Origin of the sequence: Gilliamella sp. wkB178 (assembly GCF_001690705.1) — a bacterium.
Taxonomy (GTDB): Bacteria; Pseudomonadota; Gammaproteobacteria; order Enterobacterales; family Orbaceae; genus Gilliamella; species Gilliamella apicola_K.
Map to the genome: position 1 here is coordinate 389,322 of NZ_LZGK01000013.1, position 25,090 is coordinate 414,411.

The 25,090-nt window shown below is 36.7% G+C and carries 22 protein-coding genes; 12 read left to right on the top strand and 10 right to left on the bottom strand.

Going from position 1 to position 25,090, the window contains the following annotated elements; all coding sequences use genetic code 11:
* From purK to amtB, 4 genes are all read left to right on the top strand, one after another.
* Nucleotides 1-1,071: a 5-(carboxyamino)imidazole ribonucleotide synthase gene (gene purK, locus A9G13_RS06055; RefSeq protein ID WP_065556694.1), complete on the top strand. Its 1,071-nt coding sequence runs from the start codon at nucleotides 1-3 to the stop codon at nucleotides 1,069-1,071.
* 42 nt (nucleotides 1,072-1,113) lie between these two features.
* Complete coding sequence (gene dgt / locus A9G13_RS06060; protein ID WP_065556695.1) at nucleotides 1,114-2,601, top strand: dGTPase; 1,488 nt, start codon at nucleotides 1,114-1,116, stop codon at nucleotides 2,599-2,601.
* 357 nt (nucleotides 2,602-2,958) lie between these two features.
* Nucleotides 2,959-3,297: a P-II family nitrogen regulator gene (glnK, locus tag A9G13_RS06065; protein WP_065556696.1), complete on the top strand. Its 339-nt coding sequence runs from the start codon at nucleotides 2,959-2,961 to the stop codon at nucleotides 3,295-3,297.
* Nucleotides 3,298-3,317: 20 nt separating this feature from the next.
* Nucleotides 3,318-4,598, top strand: a complete 1,281-nt coding sequence (gene amtB / locus A9G13_RS06070; protein ID WP_065556697.1) for an ammonium transporter AmtB — start codon at nucleotides 3,318-3,320, stop codon at nucleotides 4,596-4,598.
* A 107-nt stretch (nucleotides 4,599-4,705) separates the two neighbouring features.
* Here the strand turns inward: amtB and A9G13_RS06075 are convergent, their stop codons facing one another.
* The 5 genes from A9G13_RS06075 to fdhD form a co-directional block, all read right to left on the bottom strand.
* The gene (locus A9G13_RS06075) at nucleotides 4,706-5,182 is read right to left on the bottom strand and encodes a hypothetical protein (protein ID WP_065556698.1); all 477 of its coding nucleotides are present in this window, start codon (nucleotides 5,180-5,182) and stop codon (nucleotides 4,706-4,708) included.
* Nucleotides 5,183-5,686: 504 nt separating this feature from the next.
* The gene (locus A9G13_RS06080; protein WP_065556699.1) at nucleotides 5,687-6,601 is read right to left on the bottom strand and encodes an EamA family transporter; all 915 of its coding nucleotides are present in this window, start codon (nucleotides 6,599-6,601) and stop codon (nucleotides 5,687-5,689) included.
* Between the two features lie 121 nt (nucleotides 6,602-6,722).
* Complete coding sequence (locus A9G13_RS06085; protein ID WP_065556700.1) at nucleotides 6,723-7,964, bottom strand: nucleoside permease; 1,242 nt, start codon at nucleotides 7,962-7,964, stop codon at nucleotides 6,723-6,725.
* 63 nt (nucleotides 7,965-8,027) lie between these two features.
* Nucleotides 8,028-8,846 (bottom strand): purine-nucleoside phosphorylase, encoded by an 819-nt coding sequence (locus tag A9G13_RS06090; protein ID WP_065556701.1) that lies wholly within the window; start codon nucleotides 8,844-8,846, stop codon nucleotides 8,028-8,030.
* 211 nt (nucleotides 8,847-9,057) lie between these two features.
* Entirely contained in the window at nucleotides 9,058-9,864 is an 807-nt protein-coding gene (gene fdhD / locus A9G13_RS06095) for a formate dehydrogenase accessory sulfurtransferase FdhD (protein WP_065556702.1), read from the bottom strand.
* Nucleotides 9,865-10,076: 212 nt separating this feature from the next.
* Here fdhD and A9G13_RS06100 point away from each other — a divergent pair, with 212 nt between their 5' ends.
* Entirely contained in the window at nucleotides 10,077-10,607 is a 531-nt protein-coding gene (locus A9G13_RS06100) for a DedA family protein (RefSeq protein ID WP_065556703.1), read from the top strand.
* Here A9G13_RS06100 and mscM read toward each other — a convergent pair.
* Both mscM and asd read right to left on the bottom strand, forming a co-directional pair.
* The gene (mscM, locus tag A9G13_RS06105; protein ID WP_065556704.1) at nucleotides 10,604-13,222 is read right to left on the bottom strand and encodes a miniconductance mechanosensitive channel MscM; all 2,619 of its coding nucleotides are present in this window, start codon (nucleotides 13,220-13,222) and stop codon (nucleotides 10,604-10,606) included. The genes A9G13_RS06100 and mscM overlap by 4 nt on opposite strands.
* A gap of 4 nt (nucleotides 13,223-13,226) precedes the next feature.
* Complete coding sequence (gene asd, locus A9G13_RS06110) at nucleotides 13,227-14,075, bottom strand: archaetidylserine decarboxylase (protein ID WP_065556705.1); 849 nt, start codon at nucleotides 14,073-14,075, stop codon at nucleotides 13,227-13,229.
* A gap of 212 nt (nucleotides 14,076-14,287) precedes the next feature.
* On the opposite strand from asd, the gene rhaB reads away from it, so the two are divergent.
* From rhaB to rhaM, 6 genes are all read left to right on the top strand, one after another.
* On the top strand, nucleotides 14,288-15,721 hold the full coding sequence (rhaB, locus tag A9G13_RS06115; RefSeq protein ID WP_065556706.1) for a rhamnulokinase: 1,434 nt from the start codon (nucleotides 14,288-14,290) through the stop codon (nucleotides 15,719-15,721).
* 32 nt (nucleotides 15,722-15,753) lie between these two features.
* Nucleotides 15,754-17,004, top strand: a complete 1,251-nt coding sequence (locus tag A9G13_RS06120) for an L-rhamnose isomerase (RefSeq protein WP_065556707.1) — start codon at nucleotides 15,754-15,756, stop codon at nucleotides 17,002-17,004.
* Between the two features lie 13 nt (nucleotides 17,005-17,017).
* Nucleotides 17,018-17,842, top strand: a complete 825-nt coding sequence (rhaD, locus tag A9G13_RS06125; protein WP_065556708.1) for a rhamnulose-1-phosphate aldolase — start codon at nucleotides 17,018-17,020, stop codon at nucleotides 17,840-17,842.
* Between the two features lie 56 nt (nucleotides 17,843-17,898).
* On the top strand, nucleotides 17,899-18,933 hold the full coding sequence (gene rhaT, locus A9G13_RS06130) for an L-rhamnose/proton symporter RhaT (RefSeq protein WP_065556709.1): 1,035 nt from the start codon (nucleotides 17,899-17,901) through the stop codon (nucleotides 18,931-18,933).
* 16 nt (nucleotides 18,934-18,949) lie between these two features.
* Nucleotides 18,950-20,101, top strand: coding sequence for a lactaldehyde reductase (gene fucO, locus A9G13_RS06135; RefSeq protein WP_065556710.1), 1,152 nt, complete (start codon nucleotides 18,950-18,952; stop codon nucleotides 20,099-20,101).
* A 98-nt stretch (nucleotides 20,102-20,199) separates the two neighbouring features.
* On the top strand, nucleotides 20,200-20,514 hold the full coding sequence (rhaM, locus tag A9G13_RS06140; protein ID WP_065556711.1) for an L-rhamnose mutarotase: 315 nt from the start codon (nucleotides 20,200-20,202) through the stop codon (nucleotides 20,512-20,514).
* Nucleotides 20,515-20,552: 38 nt separating this feature from the next.
* On the opposite strand, the gene A9G13_RS06145 is transcribed toward rhaM, so the two are convergent.
* The 3 genes from A9G13_RS06145 to A9G13_RS06155 all read right to left on the bottom strand — a co-directional run bounded on the left by A9G13_RS06145 (nucleotide 20,553) and on the right by A9G13_RS06155 (nucleotide 23,897).
* On the bottom strand, nucleotides 20,553-21,404 hold the full coding sequence (locus A9G13_RS06145; RefSeq protein WP_065556712.1) for a helix-turn-helix domain-containing protein: 852 nt from the start codon (nucleotides 21,402-21,404) through the stop codon (nucleotides 20,553-20,555).
* A 29-nt stretch (nucleotides 21,405-21,433) separates the two neighbouring features.
* Nucleotides 21,434-22,258: an HTH-type transcriptional activator RhaS gene (gene rhaS / locus A9G13_RS06150; RefSeq protein ID WP_081301178.1), complete on the bottom strand. Its 825-nt coding sequence runs from the start codon at nucleotides 22,256-22,258 to the stop codon at nucleotides 21,434-21,436.
* Nucleotides 22,259-22,469: 211 nt separating this feature from the next.
* Entirely contained in the window at nucleotides 22,470-23,897 is a 1,428-nt protein-coding gene (locus tag A9G13_RS06155) for a sodium:proton antiporter (protein ID WP_065556713.1), read from the bottom strand.
* Between the two features lie 205 nt (nucleotides 23,898-24,102).
* On the opposite strand from A9G13_RS06155, the gene rlmF reads away from it, so the two are divergent.
* Nucleotides 24,103-25,065: a 23S rRNA (adenine(1618)-N(6))-methyltransferase RlmF gene (gene rlmF, locus A9G13_RS06160; protein WP_065556714.1), complete on the top strand. Its 963-nt coding sequence runs from the start codon at nucleotides 24,103-24,105 to the stop codon at nucleotides 25,063-25,065.
* The last annotated feature ends 25 nt before the right edge of the window (nucleotides 25,066-25,090 follow it).

A 25,090-nucleotide genomic window follows, 5' to 3' on the forward strand; every position in this document is an offset into this window, starting at 1 on the left:
ATGATAACACCAACTGTTTGTGTACTTGGTAATGGTCAGTTAGGGCGAATGCTAAGGCAAGCTGGCGAACCACTAGGCATTGATGTTTATCCGGTAGGTGCTGATGTTGATCCTAATAGCATTCCTTATCAGCATTCAGTGATCACTGCCGAGATTGAGCGTTGGCCGGATACTCCATTTACTCAACAACTCGCTAAACACCCGCATTTTATTAACCGCGCTATTTTTCCGATTATTGCTGATCGTTTAACTCAAAAACAATTACTCGATGAACTTGGTCAGGCTACGGCAAAGTGGTTACCACTTAATCATTCACAAGATTGGCCGCAATTATTTGAAAAATTAGGTGATTTATTAATTATTAAACGTCGCACTGGCGGTTATGACGGGCGAGGGCAATGGCGCATTGCTAGCAATAGTGAGATTAATGTACCGGAAGATGCCTATCAGCATGCTATTGTGGAACAAGCCATTGCTTTTGATAAAGAAATGTCTTTAGTTGGGGCTCGGAATGCCAAAGGTCAGACGGTTTTTTACCCACTCACCAATAATTTACATCAAGATGGCATTCTCAAAATGAGTGTTGCCTTGCCTAATGAAAATCGGGCATTGCAGCAACAAGCCGAACAAATGCTCTCGGCTATCATGCATAAGCTTAAGTATGTAGGTGTTATGGCAATGGAATGCTTTGTAATGGGCGATAAACTGTTAATAAATGAATTGGCACCACGGGTGCACAATAGTGGTCACTGGACTCAAAATGGCGCGTCAATTAGCCAATTTGAACTCCACTTACGTGCTATTCTTGGCTTACCCTTACCTAAACCAGATGTATTTGCACCATCAGTAATGGTCAATTTAATTGGTACTGAGTTAAATCAACATTGGTTAGCCGTCGATTTAGTGCATCTGCATTGGTATGCCAAAGAAGTACGTGCCGGGCGTAAAGTAGGGCATTTAAACCTAACGCATAATCAACCTGAAAAATTACGCACCTCATTAGATGCATTATTACCGTTACTGCCAACGGATTATCAATTTGCTATTACATGGGCAAAACAAAAGTTGTAATTACATAAACAGTCAGCGCTTTTAAACATCAAGGATTGAGTCATGATAAACTTTAGTAACAAAATTAATTATCAACGTTACGCAAGTAAGCAACGTGAAGCCTTATCAGACGAATATTCAATTGTCCGCTGTTTTGAAAGCGATCGGGGGCGCATTATTAATTCAGCCGCCATTAGGCGATTACAACAAAAAACCCAAGTCTTTCCTTTAGAGCGTAATTCAGTGGTTAGGACTCGCCTTACACACTCAATGGAAGTGCAACAAGTCGGGCGCTATATTGTCAAAGAGATTGTTCATCGTTTAGGTAAATCCGGGCAATTAAAAACCTATGGATTAGATAAATCAATTATGGCGATTGAAAGTCTGGTGGAAATGGCGTGTTTAATGCATGATATTGGCAATCCGCCTTTTGGTCATTTTGGTGAGGCGGCAATCAATAAATGGTTTGTTAAACACTTAGGAATTGGCAAAACTACTAACTATCCAGCCATTGAATTACAAGCGAATGATAGTGATAAATTACGAGACTTAAAATGTAAGATTCGCCAAGACTTATCTAATTTTGAAGGTAATGCACAAGCTATTCGCTTAGTGCATACTATTTTACGGCTTAACTTAACTTATTCACAAATTGCTGCCATCTTTAAATATTCTAAACCAGCCTATTGGTCACAACCAATACCAAGTGAATATGACTATTTAATGAAAAAACCAGGTTATTATTTATCTGAAGAAGCATTTGTTAAAGAATTATCCAAACAACTTGATATCCAACCATTTCACCGTTATCCGCTAACTTATATAATGGAAGCGGCCGATGATATTTCCTATTGTATTGCCGATCTTGAAGATGCTGTTGAAAAGAAAATACTTACAGTAAAACAACTGTATAATTATTTAAAAAATGCATGGGGACCGGTTAAAACAGGTGATCTATTTGATGAAGTCGTCAATCGTCCTTATGATAATTTGATGCAAAATGAGTTTGAACCAATTGGTGTGGATCAGTTTTTTATGTATTTACGCGTAAACACTATTGGCAAACTGGTTCCACATGCGGCCGAACGTTTTATTGAAAATATCGAGACTATTTATCATGGCAGCTTCAATCATGCTTTACTTGAAGATCATGATGCCGAATATAAATTACTCAATATTTTTAAAGCGGTGGGCTTTGAGCATATTTTTAATCATGAATCGGTTGAAAATATTGAACTACAGGGGTATCGCATTATTAGTGGTTTACTCGATATTTATAGCCCACTTTTAGATATGCCAACTGCTGATTTTCTTAAATTAGTTAAAACCGATAATAATAAACGTTACCCAATTGAAACTCGCTTATATCATAAACTATCAGCCAAACATTGTGATGCTTATCAACAAGCGGTAACTAAACTCAAAACCTCAGATGCAAGTTTTGCTTGTATGGAGTTTTATTACCGTTGTCGTTTATTACAAGATTATATTAGTGGTATGACCGATCATTTTGCTTATGATGAATATCGCAAATTAATGGTCACCGTGTAATACCGTTTTTTTGCTAAAAATTGCAGCACTAAAAATAAGCATCCGCACCAACGAAGTGCGCAAACCCTATTTTTATACTTAAACGTATAGTTCTCAGGAAACATCTTGACAAGCAAGTCTAATGTTTTTAATAACAATTAGCGTTATGCAAATAATTAACAGTTAGCAACTAAAATGTTAATCAATCCTAAATTATAAGTGGTTTATTTCCATATATATCAATATGTTTAATCCTATTACGGTTTAAATTCATTCCTCTTAAAAACTCCTTTAATAACTATCTAGATAACAAGATTAAAAATGTGGCACAAGCTTTGCATTAATACCAACGTCTTGCACATAGATGAGGAATTATTGATGAAATTAGTCACAGTAGTTATCAAACCATTTAAGTTAGAAGAAGTTCGAGAAGCGTTATCTAATATTGGTATTACCGGTTTAACCGTTACTGAAGTTAAAGGTTTTGGTCGGCAAAAAGGCCATGCCGAGTTATACCGTGGTGCTGAATATAATGTCAACTTCCTGCCTAAAGTAAAAATTGATTTAGCCATTAGCGACGATCTTGTCGATGAAGTTATCAGTACTATCACTAAAGCCGCCTATACCGGCAAAATTGGTGATGGCAAAATTTTTGTGACTTCATTAGAGCATGTCGTACGTATTCGTACCGGTGAAACCGATGATTCAGCATTATAACCATTGTTAAGGATATAATTATGTTTAAAAAATTAACTTTATCTTTGATGTTTTTGCTAGCAAGCCCTGTGTTTGCCGATGAAGTTGCGGTAGCCGATAAAGCCGATAATGGCTTTATGATGATCTGTACCGCGCTAGTATTATTCATGTCGGTTCCGGGAATAGCGCTTTTTTATGGTGGCTTATTACGAGCTAAAAATGTGTTGTCGATGTTATCTCAAGTACTGGTGAGCTTTTCCCTTATCGCTGTTTTATGGATTGTGTATGGTTATTCCTTAGCATTTGGTGAAGGTAACTGGTTTTTTGGCAACTTTAACCATTTATTATTGGTAGGTATTGGTATTACTGATGTATCCGGCACGATTTATGAATTAATTTGGATTGCCTTCCAAGGATCATTTGCTTGCATCACCTGTTGCTTAATCCCGGGTGCTTTTGCAGAACGAATCCGATTTTCAGCGGTGCTAATTTTTATGGTGATCTGGTTCACATTCTCCTACATCCCTATGGCGCATATGGTTTGGGGGGGCGGTATTTTAGGTGATGAAGGATCATTAGATTTTGCTGGCGGCACCGTTGTACATATTAATGCCGCTGTAGCTGGTTTAATGGGGGCTTATTTACTTAAAAACCGTATTGGTTTTAACCGTGAACCACTAAAACCTTTCAACTTACCTTTAGTTTACTTAGGGGCGGCGATCCTTTATATAGGTTGGTTTGGTTTTAATGCTGGTTCTTCAACTCACGCCGATGAAATAGCTGGGCTAGCTTTTATCAACACAGTTGCGGCAACTGCTGCAGCAGTATTATCGTGGTCATTAGCTGAATGGGTTTTACGCGGTAAACCATCATGTTTAGGCGCAGCATCGGGTGTTATTGCCGGATTAGTTGGTGTAACCCCGGCAGCAGGTTTTGTGGGAGTAGGGGGCGCATTATTAATTGGTATCATCTGTGGTTTCGCTGGAGTTTGGGGCGTATCCACACTTAAACGAATTTTAAAAGTTGATGATACTTGCGATGTATTTGGTGTGCATGGTGTATGTGGTATTGTTGGTTGTCTACTCACCGGAGTATTTACATCAGAAGCTTTAGGTGGAGTTGGCTACCAAGAAGGTATCACCATGGCAACTCAAGTTGGTATTCAAGCTATGAGTGTAGTGACCTGTGTTATTTGGACGTCAGTAGTCGCATTTATTGCCTATAAAATTGCTGATCTGTGTGTGGGGTTACGGGTTTGTGAAGAACACGAACGTGAAGGTTTGGATATTAACTACCATGGCGAAAGTGCATTTAATAATTAACTGTAGTTAATCATTAACTATGATAAAAACAGGGCATATTGCCCTGTAAAAAATAATTAATGGTTGATGATAACCTAATTTTGCTAAACCTAAATGCTAAATCCAAGTTAATCATCCCACAGCATAATGGAATTATCTGCAGTGAGGATTAATGGTGGTGCAAATAGATAATCTTTAATTTTTTTAGGTAACAAACAACAATTATGCAAATCAAATTTTAGCTTAGGGTAAATTTGGATGATCTCTTTTAAACGATTAGCCAGTAATTCCTTTATTTTATTGGATTCTTCGTCAAGAGCGATTTCATCTTTTAACATTCTTATTTGTTTTGCATGGTGCTCGGATTCAAAAATTTCATTAAAAATAAAACGAAATTCACGATTATTAGTCGTAGCCTCGTTGGTGTACTCTTTTTCCGTATACGTTGTATGGTGAAGTTTATGTTTTTTAATCCGTAGTGCAAAAACTTCATCTGCTAGATTTTGGTTATTTGAATTTGCATCCCATTGATTTAATGTTTTTTGGGAAAGTATGGCTTCATTGCTGGGGATCAAGGTAAATAAAGGTTTTTTATGTATTGTCATACTATAACTCCTTTTGTAGGATAATAATAAAACCATGTGTCTAACAATGAAAAAAACTGCTGCTTATTTGGTAAAGTTATTTCGGACAAGTACGCAAATATTAATATATAAATTAACAACTAAACTACTTTGGATCATTTATTTGGTAAATCATAATTCATGGTTATTTCTTCGTTATTGAAGAACCCCATGGATTGCTATACTTTAGGACTAGGTATTAAATAATAGCACTATTTTGCCAGACCGAATATTTATCATTTTTACTTAGGCACTTTAAGTCCATTTTCAACCAGTTACCTAAAAAAAACAGAAAACTGCCGACAGTTAAACTATCAGTCTCAGTATTATTACTATTACATTCCGAATTTATTACAATGGGGGTGTTTTATCAATATTCAATCCCGTTGATAATTTTTATTAACAACTAAACTTGAAGTAGCTATACCGTAAAATAGGATACGATTTAAGAAGGAACGATAAAACTCGTTCCTAAAATTGATAAAATTAACGTTTTTTGCGGAGGTGTATTAAATTAGGTAAGACCATTGCTAATAAAATCATCAACACTCCAAGCCATTGACTAAAGTAAACTGATTCTTGTAAATACCAATATGAGCAAGTCACCGCAACCGGAAGTTCCGCGGTTGACAAAATAGCACTTAATGAAATCCCAATCTTGGGCATCCCGATGGCAAATAAAAATGGTGGCAAGACGGTCCCCAACAATGCTAATAATAAACCTAATTGATAAATTAGATCATTAAAACTCAATTTAAACAAAAAAAACGGCGGGAATATCAAAAAAGTGATAATACATGCACCGGTAATCATCAAAGCACTCTTTTCTAATTTAGGTAAATGATTACCAATATTACTGCTGGTGCTAATGAATAATGAATACATTAATGCGGCTAACAATCCAAATAAACAACCGGTTAAATTTAAATGAATACTTTGATTAGTAATACCTGCCGCCAAACAACTACCCACAATAATTACAATTACTGCCAATAATTGCATGCTTGTTGGTTTATTTTTAAAGACCACATAATCAATCATTACACTCATCCACAAATATTGCATTAATAAAATAATTGCAATTGAAGCAGGGATTAATTGGACACATTGGTAATAACATATTCCCACAAGTCCAGGAAAAATCCCGGTAGCGACAACTTTCCATCGTGGTGTGAATGGTTTATTGTTATCATTGTTACTTACTTTGTTGGGAGGACGACGGAAGGTAGTAAAAATGACATGAAGTCCCCACAAAATTAACATGCCAAACATACATTGCACCCCAGTGACTTCACCTAGGGTATAACCGGCATGATAAGCGGTTTTAACAATAGAGGATAACACTCCGAAGCTGCAAGCCCCTAAAAAAACTAACCAACCACCTATAAACTGCTGTTTCATATTTAAATCTCATTACTTTTATATATCGGTACATCGTTTTTTGACGATGACAAGGCACACAAAAGTAACAGGCGGTGATCCTGTTACTTTATTATGATTTTTTTTCGTTTAGTTAACTAAATTATTGGTTGGTTACTGGATCATTTTTATGATCATAATTAAACGTAAAGTAGAAAATGATGCAAAGTAATAACGCATAAGACGCAAAAATTAACCAAATAGTTTGCCAATCCTTGATACCATCATGAGTACACATATCAACGACTAAACCACTTAGAATCGAACCAATATAAGCACCAATGCCGTTTACCATAGTCATATACAGACCTTGAGCACTAGCTCTAATGGTTGAATTGACTTCTTTTTCGATGAAAATAGAACCCGAAATATTGAAGAAATCAAAAGCGCAACCATAAACAATCATGGATAACATTAGTAAAACAAAGCCAAATGGTGATGGGTCGCCAAAGGCAAATAAGCCAAAGCGTAATGTCCAAGCGATCATGCTGATGATCATAACTTTTTTAATACCCAATTTCTTAAGGAAAAATGGAATGGTTAAAATAAAGCCCACCTCGGCCATTTGTGAAACGGAGAGTAAAATTGCCGCATGGCTAACAACTAAGCTATCTTTATATTGCGGGTAATTAGCAAAATCATGCAAGAAAGCACCACCAAAAACGTTAGTGATTTGTAATATAGCTCCTAGTAACATGGCAAACAGGAAAAATACTGCCATTATAGGTTTTTTGAATAACACAAATGCATCTAATCCTAAACGTGAAAACCAAGATTGATTTTGTTGTTTAATAATAGGAATATTAGGTAACGTTGCTGTATATAGCACTAATAAAACTGATGCCGCCGAGGCCACATAAAGTTGCATATTACTCAATTCATAACCAAGTAAACTAATTGTCCACATCGCTACGATAAAACCTATGGTTCCAAACACTCGCACTTTAGGGAACACGGTAACAGTATCTAAATCACCTTTATCCAAACAATAATAACTAATTGAATTAGACAAGGAGATAGTTGGCATAAACGCAAATGCATTGCACGCCATAATCCAAAACATAGCTGTTGAATCATTAATAGGAGCCGCATAAAACAGGGCAATCGCGCCTACTAAATGGCAAAGCATATATAGATATTTAGCGGGTATAAATTTATCTGCAATAATGCCAAGAATGGCTGGCATAATTAGTGCCGCAAGGCCTTTAGAACTAAAAACAATGCCAACTTCAACCCCTGAAAAATGCAGGGTGTTATTCATGTAAGCGCCAAATGTTGTTAACCAACTCCCCCAAATAAAATATTGAAGGAACATCATGATTTTTAATCTATTTTTTATATCCATAATTTATGCCTAGTATCATAAAGTGAATTGTAACCAACCTTTTTAACCTTATAAAAGGCTCAGTTAGAAGCGAGTTATCGTTTGGGTTATCAATTGTAAAAAGGTTGATTTAACCCGTTCGGCGGTTTCAATTACTTCTTCATGGCCTAGAGGTTGATCTAAAATGCCACAGGCCATATTAGTTAAGCAGGATATACCAATAGTTTTGATACCTGAATGGTGAGCAATAATTGCTTCAGGTACTGTTGACATGCCAACCGCATCAGCACCTAACACTCGAATCATTCTAACTTCGGCAGGCGTTTCATAAGTCGGGCCAGTCCACCATGCATATACACCATGACGAAGTGTAATATTCAGTTCTTTGGCTACATCAACCACTGTTGCGCGTAGTTGTTTGTTATACACTTCACTAACATCTAAAAATCTCACCCCTAATTCATCATTATTTGGTCCCATTAACGGATTATTAGCTGTGAGATTAATATGATCGGTGATCAGCATTAAATCACCTGGTTGAAAGCTTGTATTCACCGCACCACAGGCATTGGTAATAATCAGTTTTTCAACACCAAGCATTTTCATTACCCGCACAGGGAAAGTAACCTGATCTAAAGTAAAGCCTTCGTAGTAATGGAAGCGACCCTTCATAGCTACAACTGTCTTATCGCCACTTTTACCAATTACTAATTCATTAGCATGGCCTACGGCGGCAGATTTAGCAAAATGAGGAATAGTATGGTAAGGAATATGAACCGCATCAGTAAGTGTATCGGCAAAAGGTCCTAGCCCTGAACCAAGAATAATACCTATGGTCGGTTTTTTATCGGTTTGTTGCTGAATATAATTAACTGCTTGTTGAATATCTGCTGTTTGATGCATGACGGTATCCCTTAGTCTTTTGTAACTACTAATCAATAAAATTTTTCATTAATGATAAAAATAATATATAAGAAAATCAAAGCATTTCTTATATAAAAAGGCGTATATTATGATGATCTTCTTACAATAAAGAAAGGTACTTGTGCAGTTATGTTACTACAAAAAGATTGCTTTAGGTATTTTAATTATATTAATCAATATGTTATTTAAATTAACTAATACGAGATTCACCTGTATAAATTACGCCTTTATCCCCGCGAAAAAATCCAACTAGAGTTAAATTACATTGCTTCGCCATATCAACAGCCATCGATGTTGCCGCTGAAACAGCTAGTAAAATTTCAATACCACAGATAGCAGTTTTTTGCACCATTTCATAACTAGCTCGGCTAGAAACCAATACTAATCCTTTGGCTAAGTCGCTATGAATTTGTAATTGTTTCGCCCGAAAACCTAATAATTTATCTAAGGCAACATGGCGACCAATATCTTCAAAACCAGCAATAAACTTACCTTGATCATCAAGCCATACTGCTGCATGAGTACAACCGGTTTTGGCACCAACTATTTGTACTTGCTTTAAATATGCAAGTACATTACTAAAATTAGTTAACTTAATGTTAGTAGTAAAAGGTAATGAAGGGATGATTTGACAGACTTGATCAATTTGCTCGGTACCGCAAATACCACAACCCGTCCTACCGGTTAAATTACGGCGTTTCGCTTTTAATTCTACAAATCGTCTGGATGATAACTCAATGTGAACTTCAATCCCTTTTGGGGTCTCAATGATATCAATACCATAAATTTCATTAACTGATTCAATAATTCTTTCAGTTAATGAAAAACCAATAGCAAAATAGTCAAGATCCTTAGGGGTTGCCATCATTACCACATGTGAAATACCGTTGTAAACTAATGCTACCGGTTTTTCTATAGCTAACACATCTTGTTCAGGGTGCTGTAATTGACTGTGGTTAAATTTATTTACTGCAATCGTTTTGATTCCAATAGTCATGTTTATCTCGTGGTTTTTAGCTTTACATTATCTAATGTTAATAAAATTTGACAGTTGTTATTAGTAATCAATTAAAAATAAATTAACCAATTATTAATAATGATTAAATATAGTCAAAAGATGCTACTGCTCAATAGCTAACTTAAACCTACATTTGATTATTATGTTAAAATGTCGAAATATAATCAATTTATAATTTACGAAGCAAAAGTATGTCATTACAGCAAATTACCCATGTAATAATGCAGTTTATACAAAACAATCAAATGTGGGCATTACCTATTATCTTTTTATTAGCCTTTGGTGAATCATTAGCCATTATTTCATTATTGGTACCGGCAACTGCCATTTTATTGGGTGCCGGTGCCTTAATCGGTGCTGGGGCAATTTCGTTTGTGCCGGTGTTAATTGCCGCTTCATTAGGGGCGATTATTGGTGATTCGGTTTCTTATTGGTTAGGTAAACACTATCATCAAGCAGTCATTGCCTCTTGGCCACTTAATCGCCACCCTAAATTAGTTTTTCGTGCTGAGCAATTTTTCCATCGTTACGGTACCTTTGGGGTTTTTATTGGTAGATTTTTTGGGCCTTTACGCGCCATTGTGCCGTTAATTGCCGGTACCATGCAAATGCCAACTAGCAAATTTAATTTAGCTAATATTAGTTCAGCACCAGTTTGGGCTTTTGTATTACTTGCTCCTGGAGCCTTTGGGGTACCATGGCTGGAAACTTTATTCGGTTAAATGGAACCCGCAGTATAACTGCGCCGGCCACTTTTGCGACCAAGTGCTTCCAGATTGGTTTGTAAAGGAGGAAATGGTAATTGCAGACCATGTTTACGGTAAGCCTCAATAATTAACTTTTGAATTTCGCTACGTAACAACATACGGTGCCCCATTTCGGCAGCAAACACGCGTAATTCAAATAATTGAATACCTTCTTGAATATCCACTAAAAATACCTGGGGTTCCGGTTCATTGAGTACATATTCACATTCAGCCGAGGCTTGTTGTAACAAACTGATTACTAATTCACTGTCGGCATCAATTGTGGCAGGAATGGTTAACACAATTCGGGTAATTGAATCTGACAATGACCAGTTAACTAATTGTTCGGTAATAAAGGCTTTATTTGGCATCACAATTTCTTTACGATCCCAATCAACAATCGTTATTGCGCGCGTATTGATTTTGGTGATATTACCAGTGAGATCGCGAATGGTAACCGTATCACCAATACGTACTGGTTTTTCAAATAGGATGATTAAGCCGGAAACAAAATTAGCAAAAATTTCTTGTAAACCGAATCCTAAACCGACCCCTAAAGCAGCAATCAACCATTGGATTTTCGACCAATCGATACCAATAAATGAAAAAGCTACCATACAACCAATCATAAGAATAATATATTTAGAGACAGTTGAAATTGCATAACCGGTGCCAGGGGCTAAATCTAAATGTTGTAAAATCCCCAATTCAAGCAGCGCCGGTAGATTTTTAACTAGTTGTACCGTAATAGTCATTACTAAGATCGCAATACAAACAGCACCCAAGGTAATATATTGTTCTATTTCCACCCCTTTTACGATGGCACTTGTTCCCCATAGTTTAATATTATTCATAAAGGCAAACGCAGAGTGTAATTCAGACCACAGCAAAATCATACTGATTAAGGCAACTAACATAATAATTGACCTAACTAGTTGTAATGATTGGGCGCTTATTACATCTAAGTCAATAACGGGTTCATCTACGCCCTCATTGATTGAAGCGAGTTCCTCCTCATGTACTTTAGCACGTTGCATCCGTTCTAATCGGTGCTGTTTGGCTCGGTCAAATTCAATGCGTCGTTTTTGGATCCACATCCAGCGGCGAGTCATAAAATAGATCACTAATAAGGCAAACCAGATAATTACCGATGCTTCAAGGCGTCCTAATAAAACTTGTGCTGTCGACAAATACCCCAAGCAAGCAGCAATAATTGCCAGCCACGGGGCACTTAATAAAATAAACCATAAAATATGACTTAGTAGGTTGTCACCAGAGCCTTTTTTATCAATATATAGGGGCACACCTGCACGGTGAATTGAATTAGTCATGAAAACTAAAGCAAAACACAAAACAATAAACGCACCACGACCTATCGTGGCTGCAAATTGACGATTATTAAATTGATCAAAGCTCATTACAATCATAACTAGCGGAATTACAACCCATACCGAAAGTTGATAGTATTTCATTGCTGCTCGAACGCTTTTTTCCGACCAACCAAAGTGAGTAATAAACAACCCATTACGTAAGGCAAAATGGGCAGAAATAATAAATACCCACAAAATTGGCGCTGCTGCATTAACCCCATATCCTAAGGCAACCGCTACCGGATAGTCCCAATTAATTTGCAACGCATAACCAAATACAGCCCATAAAATAGGTATTGGTAATGCCATAATTAAGGAATATATAATCACTTTTAAAGTTAATGAGTAACTATCTTGAGTAACTTTACCTACTCGTGACGCTGACTTACTTAAAAATGCATAATACTTAGAACGCATTTTAAAATGTACCGCCACAAATAACAGCGACAATATTAATAAAAAAAGCGGTTTAGGTGAGGTTAATACTTCTTTACTGGCATTATAAAGTTGCGCCACAGTATCTATAGAAAAGATAACATATACAACATCTTTAGCTAAGTTTAACGGGAATTTTAGCGATATCGGATTGACATCCGCTACCCAGAAAAAATAACGGTGAGCGGCATCATTAACTTCATCAATAGCATTAGTTAATTGTTTATTGGCAATTTTTAATTTAGTTAGTTCCAGAATAGTAGTATCGGTTCCCGAAATTAACGTTTTCAGCAATTCACTTTGTTCACGTAATAACCGGCGGTATGGTGTTGCCAGTTTGGTGGTATTGAGTGGGTTAGTTAATATCGGGTAGTTTTCTAACTCAGCTAAATTATTACTATAATTAAGTTGTTGAGCTTTGGCTTCAGCTATTTCGGCATCTAGCGCCTGTGATTTTGGCTTTTCTGGTAGTCGTAATAATTGTTGCCGCAGGGTTTCGCCTAGTGCAGTTGAAAAACTTAGCCATTCTCCCTGTTCATCAAGGGTTGCAAGGGTATTTTGTACATGGGAAATTTGCGTGGAAATATTGTTTTGTTCATTAACAATACTGGATAAGTGATTCTTCTGCAAATCCATATTTTGATGTAAATCGTCATTTTGTTTGCTTAACTGCGTGACAATTTGCGCCAACTGTTCTTCATCATTAATGACTATCGCGGTCTCTTCAGCCCATACTATTGGTGATAATAGTAATAATAACCAAATTAAAACCCCACGTAGCCACATAAAGTTATATCCTTTCAGCTAGTTTTTGACCAACTCGAGTTACATCGCCAACTTTTAAGTCACTATCAAATTCAATTGCATGAGAAGCGAATAAAGTAATTACGGTTGAACCTAATTTAAAACAACCCATATCTTGACCTTTAGTTAATTTCACTTCACCAGCATAGGTCCAACGTTTCATAATGCCATCACGTGGTGGAGTGATCACGCCTTCCCACTCAACTTCAATACTGCCAACAATGGTCGCCCCAACTAAAACTTGCGCCATAGGACCAAATTCAGTTTCAAATAAGCAAATTACTCGCTCATTTCGAGCAAAAATATTGGGAATACTCTCAGTTGTAGCTTGGCTTACTGAAAATAATGATCCTGGCACATAAATCATTTCCCGCAAAATAGCGTCACATGGCATATGAAAACGATGATAATTTTTAGGTGACAAGTAAGTGGTTGCATATGAACCATTGGTAAAAAACTTAATCATTTCAGGATGGCAGGCAAGTAAAGACTCTAAAGAATAAAAGTGCCCCTTAGCTTGTAATAATTGGTTAGTTTGAATAGTACCAAATTGACTTAACACACCATCAGCAGGCATTACTATCACATTAGCTGCGTCATCAATTGGGCGAGCATCATCTTTTAATTCACGCGCAAAAAAGTCATTAAAGGTTTGGTAATCTTTGACATTATCTAATTTTGCTTCATCTAAATTGACTTTATATAGTTTGCTAAAACCTATGATCATCCAAGTAGTCACTTTACCTAAACGTTTTTTAGCTAACCAACCAAAAATACTGGTTAATAATTGCTTAGGCAAAAGGTACTGAATGATTGCTTTAAATTGGTTTAACATAAATTGCTCTCTATATAATGGGTGGAAATGCGCCATTATAACAAGAATTATTGGGAATGTATAAAGCTGGTTTAATTGTAAATTTGTGGCATAGATCACATCCACTTTCAATATCTTGCCAACAAAATAACAACAATGGCAAACATTCAAATGTTGTAAAACTGAATCCTATCTAGACTGTCACCATCAAATCAATAATCAGGATAGTTAGGATGGCAGATAGATATATAGCAGCTATAGATTTAGGGGCTTCAAGTGGCAGAGTAATGTTGGCACGTTATCAATCACAAACCCAACATCTAACTCTGGAAGAGGTTCATCGTTTTAGTAATGGATTTAAACCGATAGCCCAAAATTTCTGTTGGGATCTAGTTTATTTAGAACAACAAATTCTAACCGGACTTAACAAAATTAGTGAACAAAATATCAAACTCGACAGTATTGGTATTGACACTTGGGGCGTAGATTATGTTTTGCTAGATAAAAATGGTACCGTAGTCGGTCCGACTTATGCTTACCGAGATCACCGTACAGATAATCTAATGACCAAAGTACAATCAGAATTAGGCATAGAAAATATTTATCAAAAAACTGGCATACAATTTCTGACTTTCAATACCTTGTATCAACTCAAAGCCATGATGCAAGAACAACCTGATTGGTTAGCACAAGTCACTGATTTAGTGATGATCCCCGATTATCTTATATACAGACTAACCGGTAAACTCAACCGTGAATATACCAATGCGACTACTACTCAATTAGTTAATGTGGCAACTAATGATTGGGATGATGATTTACTGAATTATCTTGGCGTGCCTCGTCAATGGTTTGGCAAAATCCAAGCACCTGGTAATACTGTAGGTTATTGGCATAATGCGTGTGGAGACATAATTCCAGTTATTGCAGTGGCAAGTCATGATACTGCCAGTGCCGTTATTGCTGCGCCACTCAAAAATCAAAGTTGTGCTTATTTATGTTCCGGAACTTGGTCGTTAATGGGGATTGAATCGAAAACACCGGTTACCGGCCCCCAAGCTCTAAAGGCTAATATCACTAATGAAGGTGGTGTTAATGGCAATTATCGAGTATTAAAAAACATAATGGGTTTATGGTTGTTTCAAAGAGTGTGCGCCGAACACAATGTATCTGACATTACTACTCTGATCGAACAAGCTAAGCAACAACAACCATTCCGCTATTTAGTTAATCCTAATGATGCCAGATTTTTAAATCCGGAATCAATGACCGAGGCCATCAAACAAGTGTCATTGGAAACTAACCATCAGGAACCGCAAACCTTACCACAGCTAGTGCGTTGTATCTTTGATAGTTTAGCAGTGCTTTATAAAACAGTGATAGAAGAATTATCAACCTTAACTAAACAACCAATAAAAACCTTACATATTGTTGGTGGAGGTTGTCAAAATGCTTTTTTAAATCAGTTATGTGCCGATTTATGCAAAATTGATGTAACTGCTGGCCCAATTGAATCTTCCGCCTTAGGCAACATAGGTTACCAACTTATTTCATTAGGAGATGTTCCTAATGTATCCAACTTGCGTGCAATTATTGCGCAAAATTTTGACACTAAATATTACCGTCCGACGACTAATTACGATCTAAATAAACGATTAACTAATTAAAACAATTTATATATTTTATTAAGGAGTATCCGATGAGTGGAATTGATAATGCCTACCAAATTGCCAAAGCAAGATTTGCTGAAATTGGTGTAGATACAGATGCAGCTATTACTGCAATGGCTAAATTACCTATCTCAGTTCATTGCTGGCAAGGTGATGATGTGGCTGGCTTTGAAAAACAAGCCGGTGATTTAACCGGTGGAATACAAGCAACTGGTAACTACCCAGGCAAAGCACGTACTGCTGACGAACTTAGATCAGACTTAGATACTGCATTTAAGCTTATACCAGGCCCTAAACGCCTCAATTTACATGCATCCTATTTAGAAGCAGATCACAAAGTAGAACGAAATGAAATCAAACCAGAGCATTATGCTAACTGGGTAAAATGGGCTAAAAAACAAAAAATTGGTCTAGATTTTAATCCTACTTATTTTTCACATCCTTTGAGCAATGATGGTACGTTAACACATACTAACAAAAAAATACGTCAATTTTGGATCGATCATGGTAAAGCTTGCCGTAAAGTGTCCGAATATTTTGGTAAGGAATTAGGTACTGCATCAGTAATGAATATCTGGTTACCGGATGGTATGAAGGACATTACCGTTGATAAATTTGGTCCAAGACAACGTTTATTAGAATCTTTGGATGAAATTATCAGTGAAAAAATCAATCCTAAATATCATATTGATGCCGTAGAAAGTAAATTATTTGGTATTGGTTTAGAATCCTATACTGCTGGTTCAAACGAATTTTATCTTGCCTATGCTACTTCACGTAAAACTGCACTTTGTTTAGATGCTGGTCACTTCCATCCAACTGAAGTTATCTCCGACAAAATTTCAGCAGTTATGCCATTTGTTGAACATTTGTTATTACACGTTAGCCGCCCGGTACGTTGGGATAGTGACCATGTGGTACTGTTTGACGATGAAACTCAAAACATAGCTAGCGAAATCGTCCGTAACAATTTATTTAATCGAGTCCATATTGGTTTAGATTTCTTTGATGCTTCTATTAACCGTATTGCAGCTTGGGTTATTGGTACTCGCAATATGAAAAAATGTTTATTAAAAGCGTTACTAGAACCAACTGCGAAACTTAAAAAAATGGAACATGATCGCGACTTTACTTCCCGATTAGCATTATTAGAAGAACAAAAATCATTACCATGGCAAGCCGTTTGGGACAAATATTGTCAACAAAATGAGGCACCAATTGGTAGTGCTTGGTTAGATGTTGTTCGTCAATACGAAAAAACAGTATTAAGTCAACGTTAATAAGGTGAGGACTATGCAACAGATTCTATCTTCATGGTTTGTACAAGGTATGATCAAAGCCACATATGATATGTGGCTAAAAGGCTGGGATGAACGTAATGGTGGTAATGTTAGCTTACGCTTGCTCGATAGTGATGTAGCTTCATTTAAAAGTGATTTTTATGCAAATCCTCGCCATGAATCATTAACTCAAGATGTGAGTAAACTTGCTAATCAATACTTTATTGTTACTGGTTCAGGCAAGTTTTTCCGTAATGTAATATTAGATCCAGCCGATACCTTAGCTGTGGTTAAGATCGATGAACAAGGTAAAGGTTATTACATAATGTGGGGATTAATCAATGGGGGATTACCAACCTCTGAATTAGCAGCACATTTACAATCTCATATTGTCCGTATTGAAAAGAGTCAAGGTAAAGATCGCGTCATCATGCATTGCCATGCCACTAACTTAATAGCCTTAACTTATGTATTAGAGCTAGAAAGCGCAGTCATAACCAGATTGTTATGGGAAATGAGTACTGAATGTTTGGTTGTTTTTCCTGATGGCGTAGGCGTGGTGCCGTGGATGGTTCCCGGTAAAGATGAAATTGGTTATGCCACAGCTAAACAAATGGTTAAACATACTCTAGTGTTATGGGCTTTCCATGGTGTGTTTGGTACCGGAGCAACATTAGATGAAACCTTTGGTTTGATTGATACTGCTGAAAAATCAGCAGAAGTATTGGTTAAAGTTTTATCCATGGGTGGCAAACGCCAAACAATATCTACTGAGCAATTTAAACATTTGGCTGAACGTTTTGGTGTTAATCCGATGGCAGATGCTTTAAAAGAGTAATTAGTGGACTAACAAACCAAATTTAAAGTTATAACTAAAAATATAAGGGAAAATATATGGGTAGTTCAATTATATTAGGTATCTTTTGGCACTTTGTTGGTGCCACTTCAGCGGCATGTTTTTATGCTCCTTTGAAAAAAGTACAACATTGGTCATGGGAAACCATGTGGTCAGTAGCAGGTATTTTTTCATGGATTATTTTACCATGGTCAATTAGCTATTTCTTACTGCCTGACTTCTGGGCTTATTATGGTTCATTTAGTTCAGATATACTCATTCCGGTATTCCTATTTGGCGCCATGTGGGGTGTTGGTAATGTTGGTTATGGTTTAACCATGCGTTATTTAGGTATGTCAATGGGGATCGGTATTGCTATTGGTATAACCTTAATAGTTGGTACCTTAATGACACCAATCTTACAAGGAAAATTTGGTGAATTGATCGCGTCTACCGGTGGCAAAATGACTATTTTAGGTGTTATTGTTGCTGTGGTTGGAGTGGCAATTGTTTCTTATGCTGGGTTATTAAAAGAAAAAACACTGGGTGTACAAGTTGAGGATTTTAATCTTAAAAAAGGTTTATTGTTAGCAATTATGTGTGGTATCTTTTCTGCCGGTATGTCATTTGCTATGAGCTACGCAGTACCAATGCATACTAAAGCTGCGGAATTAGGTGTCGATCACCTTTATGTCGCATTACCTAGTTATGTGGTAATTATGGGTGGTGGTGCCATTGTTAACCTTGGTTTTTGCATTATTAGATTATGTGCAAAAAAAGATCTTTCTTTCAAACGGGACATGTCCGTGGCTAAATCACTACTTATTAGTAATGCACTATTTGCCATCCTTGGTGGCGCGATGTGGTATTTCCAATTCTTCTTTTATGCTTGGGGGCACGCCAACATCCCAACTGAATATGGCTTTATGAGTTGGATGTTACACATGAGCTTCTATGTGTTATGTGGTGGTATTGTCGGTTTAGTGTTAAAAGAATGGCTTGGCACCGGTAAAAAACCAGTACGCATTCTTTGTATTGGTTGTTTAGTAATTATTGTCGCTGCCAATATTGTTGGACTAGGTATGGCTAATTAATTAAAAGGAATAATATATGACATTTCGTATGATCTTAAATGAAACATCTTATTTTGGGGCTGGTTCAATTAGCCACATTGTAGATGAAGTTAAAAAACGTGGTTTTAAAAAAGCATTAGTGGTAACCGATAAAGATTTAATTAAATTTAAAGTAGCCACTAAAGTTACCGATTTATTAGATAAAAATGGCTTAAAGTATCAGATTTTTGATGAAGTCATGCCTAACCCAACTATTGGTGTGGTGAAAAAAGGTGTTGAAGTTTTCAAACAATCTGGCGCTGATTATCTAATTGCTATTGGTGGCGGTTCTCCGCAAGACACCGCCAAAGCAATAGGTATTATTATCAATAATCCAGAGTTTGCTGATGTACGTAGCTTAGAGGGGGTAGCACCGACTAAAAAACCAGCGGTGCCAACTATCGCTATTCCAACCACAGCAGGTACTGCGGCTGAAGTAACCATCAATTATGTGATCACTGACGAAGAAAAGAAACGCAAATTTGTATGTGTTGATCCTCATGACATTCCGGCCGTTGCCATTATTGATTCCGACATGATGGCTAGTATGCCAGCTAGCTTAAAAGCAGCAACCGGGGTAGATGCCTTAACTCATGCCATTGAAGGTTATATTACTAAAGGTGCTTGGGAATTGTCGGATATGTTCCACCTCAAAGCTATCGAAGTGATTTCACGTTCGTTACGAGATTCAGTTAAAGGCATAGCCAAAGGTGGTGAAGATATGGCTTTAGGGCAATATATTGCCGGAATGGGATTCTCTAATGTTGGTTTAGGTTTAGTACATGGTATGGCACATCCACTAGGTGCTTTTTATGGTACGCCACATGGTGTGGCTAATGCAGTCTTATTGCCGCATATTATGGCCTATAATGCTGAATTTACGGCAGATAAGTATCGGGATATCGCCAAAGCCATGGGTGTGCAGGGCACAGAAACCATGAGCACACAAGCAGCTCGTAAAGCCGCGGTTGATGCAGTTAAACAGCTCAATAAAGATGTAGGAATTCCGGCAACATTAAAAGAGATTGGCGTTAAACAAGAGGACATCGCAGCACTAGCTCAAGCTGCTTTTGATGATGTTTGTACTGGCGGTAACCCTCGCGACACCAATGTCAAAGAAATTGAGGAATTGTACCGTTCTGTGTATTAATTGATCAAACGACACGCTTGTCGCAGGAATGGGTATATATAACAATATAACCCATTCCTATAAGGCATAAACAAGCCAAAATAAAAGAGGGAATCAATATGCTAAGAAAAGCATCCATAATGCAAGTTAACCCAGATAAACACGCCGAATATAAAAAACGCCATGACGAAATTTTCCCGGAATTAGTTGCAGAATTAAAGGCTCATGGCGCACACAATTACTCTATTTTTTTAGATAGCAAACGCAATCTATTATTTGCTTATGTGGAAATTGAATCCGAAGAACGTTGGGACGCAGTTTCTAAAACAGCTGCTTGTCAAAAATGGTGGGCATTTATGCGGGATATTATGCCAAGCAATGCCGATAACAGCCCTATAAGTGAAGAACTATTACCAGTTTTCTACCTGAAATAACTAATAGTTACTCTCTTTAAGTATAAACAAGAGAGTAATTAGTCCATTTTGGTATTATGGAATTGCGCACGATATTGTGAAGGGGTTTGATTGGTTTCCTTTTTAAATACCGCTGAAAAATAATTACTATCATCATAACCGCATTCAGCGGAAATGGTACTAATAGCAGTTGGGGTATTACGCAGTAATGACATCGCTTTACATAAACGTAGTTTGTGTAAATAGCCATTGATTGTCATACCAGTTTGATGTTTAAACAAGCGACTAAGTGAACGGCTGGCAATATTGTAATCTTTGCAAAACATTTCAAAATTAAATGGGCCAGCAATGCTGTTATGCAGTACGGTAAACAAAATGTCCAACTGATGAGTTGCGGTAGGAGCAATATCATTAGGTTGCTGCTTAATCCTATCGAGTAAAATAATAAGTTGTAAAAATAATGCTTCAGACAAGTGTACTGAGGCTAAATTATTCTTTTTAGATTCAATAGACAATTGTTCAATCAAGGGTGATAACTGCTTTAAAAATGAAGGCTGGATACGCCACAGTCGCTCGGTGTGCTTGGCATTAATTTTCGGCAAATACGGCTCAATGATAGATGATAAAAACAGAATTTCTCTAATATATAATATATTGTATAATTTAAGATTATTAACAGATTCAAAGCCATGAATATCATCGTGATTAATATACAAAATATCGCCACTAGTGATGGGATAAATATAATCATTCCACACATGCACACCATTACCGGATGACACCACAACTAACTCATCAAAATCATGGTCATGTAATGGAAAAGGGTCTTGATGTTCTCTTTTTTCAACAGTAACGGTATTTAAATCAGAAATAAAATAATCCTGCTTATATAAATGTAAATATTTATGCATAACCGATCCCTGTTAATATAACCACAACATTAATGATACCTTTTATCCGGGTTATTGCGTAATGTTTGTGGCGTAAGATTAAATTCTTGTTTAAAACATGTTGCAAAATATGCACTATCATTAAAACCACATTCTTGAGCGATAGTAGTAACGGATTTACCGGTATAAATTAATTGTGAATAAGCATCAGCTAGCCGCAGTTTTATTAAATATTTTTGTGGCGAAATACCTATTTCACTTTTTACATGGCGGTGGAATGAACGCAAAGATAATGAAAATTGTTGGGTAACATGGCTCCAATCGATATCTTCTTTAAAATGGACTTGAACCCAGCGTAACAGTTGCCTAACGCGATTATCGTTAGTACCAGTTCCAGTTTCAACATACTGATTTTGTTTAAATAAAATTAACAATTGTAAAAATAAACTTTCTTGATACGCGGTAGATCCTGTGTCGCTATGATTTAATTCTGTCAAAATAGTTTGAATATTGTGATCACATTTTTTATCAAAAAAATAATGGGCTTGAAAAGGATCTTGTTGCGGGATCAAATCGCTAATCCCATTGATGAAATTGAATCTATCCGGATCTCTAAATAAAATATTGGTCAAATGTAAATTATCCACATTTTCGTATAAATGGCAGTCTGAGGCATGAATATAAAACATCATGCCTGGGTATAAATCAAACAAATGACCATTCAAAATATGTTTGCCATGCCCGCCAGTTACTATCACAATTTCATTAAAGTTATGTGTATGCTCAGGATAAACCGGTTGAGGGTTTCTTGGTTCAATAGTAATATTTTGCTCATTACAGGCAAAATAATCTTTATCAAAAAGCATCTGTACCATGAAATAATCCTCGCTTCAATGATAATGAGAATATTCTATGTAGGAAATGCTAATCTGACCATTAAGATTTGGACATGGAAAATATATTTTTGGCTGTAATTTATAGGAACGCAGAACTTTTTTGTAAAAGTGTGCGAAAACTCACACTTTTATAAAAAATATTTATACGCAAACGTAGGGTTCTCAGGAAACATCTTGGCAAAAATACAGTTTAAAATCCCAAAAAAAATACTAGGTTATTGACCACAAATACTGGAATTAATATACCGATTGACCACTTCATATAACCAAAAAAGCTAGGCATGTTGATCTGATGTTGGTTAGCGATACTCTTAACCATAAAGTTTGGCGCGTTACCTATGTAACTCAGTGCTCCCATAAATACTGAGCCCATGGAAATTGCCAGTAAAGTCTTTTCTAAAGTAGTCATTAAGGTGGTGGCATCGCCAGCGGCTAGATTAAAAAACACCAGATAGGTTGGTGCATTATCTAAAAATCCTGAGAGTAAACCAGACAGCCAAAAATACATGCTATTAATTGCTTGTCCTTGATCGTCGGTAACCAACGTGACTACCGATGCTAAAGCACCATCAGTACCAGCACGTAAAATTGCCAGCGCCGGTACAATGGTAATAAAAATACCTATAAACAATTTTGCCACTTCAATGATAGGTTGCCAGTTAAATTCATTACCGGCTCGTACTTGTTTAGGAGTGATTAAAATAGAAACTAAAGTAATGACAATAAACACGCCGTTACGTACTAAATGAGGCAAGCTGATATGTGAGCCGAGTATGCTAATACTAATCGATGATTGCCAAATGCCAGAACCTAACACACTAATAATAATGGCAATTAATAATAAAATGTTGTAGTAACCATAGATTTTAATCGTTTTATTGGTTTTTATTGGTGTGGTTACGGTTAAACCAGAATATTGTTGCCGATAATAATAGCAATCAAGGCAATAAAATATCCCTAACAGCAAAATTGTGGTTAATAAAACTGGGGCTAACATATGTTTGATAGTCCAGAAAAAATCTACCCCTTTTAAAAAGCCAATAAATAAAGGCGGATCACCTAACGGCGTTAATCCACCGCCAATATTGGCGACTAAAAAGATAAAAAAGATAATAATATGCACACGCTGTTGTCGTTCCCGATTAGCTCGAATTAATGGGCGAATCATCAGCATTGCCGCGCCGGTAGTCCCCATAATAGAAGCCAATAAAGTACCTATTGCTAATAAGCCAACATTGAGTTTTGGGGTGCTGATGGCATCACTTTTAATTAAAATGCCGCCGGAAGTGGTGAATAGTGCCAGTAATAGTAAAATAAAAGGAATGTATTCTTCTAAAATAGCGTGTGTGGTGAAATGAACGGTGGTTTGCCAACCAAATGAGACGAACATAGATACTAATAACAGTAGCATCCACAATGAGATGATTTTGCCATAGTGATAGTGCCAAAGTCGGGGCAACCATAGTGGTAATAACGCAATAGATAGCAAAGTCCCGGCGAAAGGTGATGCCCACAACAGCGAAAGATCATGACCACTAAAATCGCGTGCCAACAAGTCAAATGGTAATAACAATAAAGCTAACAACGAAGCGAGTGATAATGTAAAGCGATTGTTCATAGTGCTATCTAGTTGATAAAAGATGCAAAATTATAGCAAATCCGAAAATAGATGGCTAATTCTGTTAACAGAGATTCAATATAGCTTATTAAGTCTTAGCAATCATAAATAAGTATAATGTAATTAGTCCAATTCCGGAGTTGCTGCTTCGCATATTGACTGTAATGCCTTTATAATAAATCTAAATATTATTTTTGGATAAATTATGCAACAGCCGTCAAATTCAGTTATTAAATCCCCTTTACATCCACGTAATAAACATCGCGCTGGTTATCATTTTGCTGAGCTCATACAAACCTTACCCGAGTTATCTCCGCTGGTGAAACAAAATCAGTATGGCAATTGGTCGATTGATTTTGCAGATCCAATCGCGGTTAAAATGCTCAATAAAGCCTTGTTGTTACACTATTATCAACTTATTTATTGGGATATACCCAATGATTATTTGTGTCCGCCCATTCCCGGGCGCGCAGATTATATTCACTATTTAGCTGATTTATTGGCTCAAGATCATCACAACTTTATTCCTACTGGTAAGCAAGTTAAAGTTTTAGATATTGGCGTAGGGGCGAATGTGATCTACCCAATTATTGGCAGTACTGAATACGGTTGGTCATTTGTCGGCAGTGATGTTAATCCTAAGGCGCTCAAAGTGGCAAGGTTAATCACTCAAGCCAATAGCTTATTGAAAGGCTCTTTACAGTGCCGATTGCAACCTGATAGTGCAGCTATTTTTCGGCATATTATTAAACCACGCGAGTTTTATATGCTGACACTATGTAATCCACCATTTCATGCTTCAGCGCAACAAGCTCTAGCCAGTGCGCATAAAAAATTAAAAAATTTGGGGAAATTACACCATCCCAATCAAAAAGCTATACTCAACTTTGGTGGGCAACAAGCAGAGTTATGGTGTCAAGGTGGTGAAAGTGCTTTTATTACTAATATGCTTGCCGAAAGTGTTACTTACAAACGGCAATGTTTATGGTTTACCTCACTAGTTTCAAAAAAAGAGTCACTAGCCGTAATTAAACAACAATTAAAGCGAATTGCCGCAGTTGAAAGCAGAATTATCCCGATGGCTCAAGGGCAAAAAATAAGCCGATTCGTAGCGTGGACTTTTTTCAGGCCAGATGAGCGCCAGCAGTTCTGTCAAGATGTTTCCTGAGAACACTACGTTTAAGTATAAAAAT

Bases quoted from the DNA above. Each gene is read 5' to 3' on its own strand.
- purK (WP_065556694.1), top strand. From the start codon at position 1: ATGATAACACCAACTGTTTGTGTACTTGGTAATGGTCAGTTAGGGCGA.
- dgt (WP_065556695.1), top strand. From the start codon at position 1,114: ATGATAAACTTTAGTAACAAAATTAATTATCAACGTTACGCAAGTAAG.
- glnK (WP_065556696.1), top strand. From the start codon at position 2,959: ATGAAATTAGTCACAGTAGTTATCAAACCATTTAAGTTAGAAGAAGTT.
- amtB (WP_065556697.1), top strand. From the start codon at position 3,318: ATGTTTAAAAAATTAACTTTATCTTTGATGTTTTTGCTAGCAAGCCCT.
- A9G13_RS06075 (WP_065556698.1), bottom strand. From the start codon at position 5,182: ATGACAATACATAAAAAACCTTTATTTACCTTGATCCCCAGCAATGAA.
- A9G13_RS06080 (WP_065556699.1), bottom strand. From the start codon at position 6,601: ATGAAACAGCAGTTTATAGGTGGTTGGTTAGTTTTTTTAGGGGCTTGC.
- A9G13_RS06085 (WP_065556700.1), bottom strand. From the start codon at position 7,964: ATGGATATAAAAAATAGATTAAAAATCATGATGTTCCTTCAATATTTT.
- A9G13_RS06090 (WP_065556701.1), bottom strand. From the start codon at position 8,846: ATGCATCAAACAGCAGATATTCAACAAGCAGTTAATTATATTCAGCAA.
- fdhD (WP_065556702.1), bottom strand. From the start codon at position 9,864: ATGACTATTGGAATCAAAACGATTGCAGTAAATAAATTTAACCACAGT.
- A9G13_RS06100 (WP_065556703.1), top strand. From the start codon at position 10,077: ATGTCATTACAGCAAATTACCCATGTAATAATGCAGTTTATACAAAAC.
- mscM (WP_065556704.1), bottom strand. From the start codon at position 13,222: ATGTGGCTACGTGGGGTTTTAATTTGGTTATTATTACTATTATCACCA.
- asd (WP_065556705.1), bottom strand. From the start codon at position 14,075: ATGTTAAACCAATTTAAAGCAATCATTCAGTACCTTTTGCCTAAGCAA.
- rhaB (WP_065556706.1), top strand. From the start codon at position 14,288: ATGGCAGATAGATATATAGCAGCTATAGATTTAGGGGCTTCAAGTGGC.
- A9G13_RS06120 (WP_065556707.1), top strand. From the start codon at position 15,754: ATGAGTGGAATTGATAATGCCTACCAAATTGCCAAAGCAAGATTTGCT.
- rhaD (WP_065556708.1), top strand. From the start codon at position 17,018: ATGCAACAGATTCTATCTTCATGGTTTGTACAAGGTATGATCAAAGCC.
- rhaT (WP_065556709.1), top strand. From the start codon at position 17,899: ATGGGTAGTTCAATTATATTAGGTATCTTTTGGCACTTTGTTGGTGCC.
- fucO (WP_065556710.1), top strand. From the start codon at position 18,950: ATGACATTTCGTATGATCTTAAATGAAACATCTTATTTTGGGGCTGGT.
- rhaM (WP_065556711.1), top strand. From the start codon at position 20,200: ATGCTAAGAAAAGCATCCATAATGCAAGTTAACCCAGATAAACACGCC.
- A9G13_RS06145 (WP_065556712.1), bottom strand. From the start codon at position 21,404: ATGCATAAATATTTACATTTATATAAGCAGGATTATTTTATTTCTGAT.
- rhaS (WP_081301178.1), bottom strand. From the start codon at position 22,258: ATGGTACAGATGCTTTTTGATAAAGATTATTTTGCCTGTAATGAGCAA.
- A9G13_RS06155 (WP_065556713.1), bottom strand. From the start codon at position 23,897: ATGAACAATCGCTTTACATTATCACTCGCTTCGTTGTTAGCTTTATTG.
- rlmF (WP_065556714.1), top strand. From the start codon at position 24,103: ATGCAACAGCCGTCAAATTCAGTTATTAAATCCCCTTTACATCCACGT.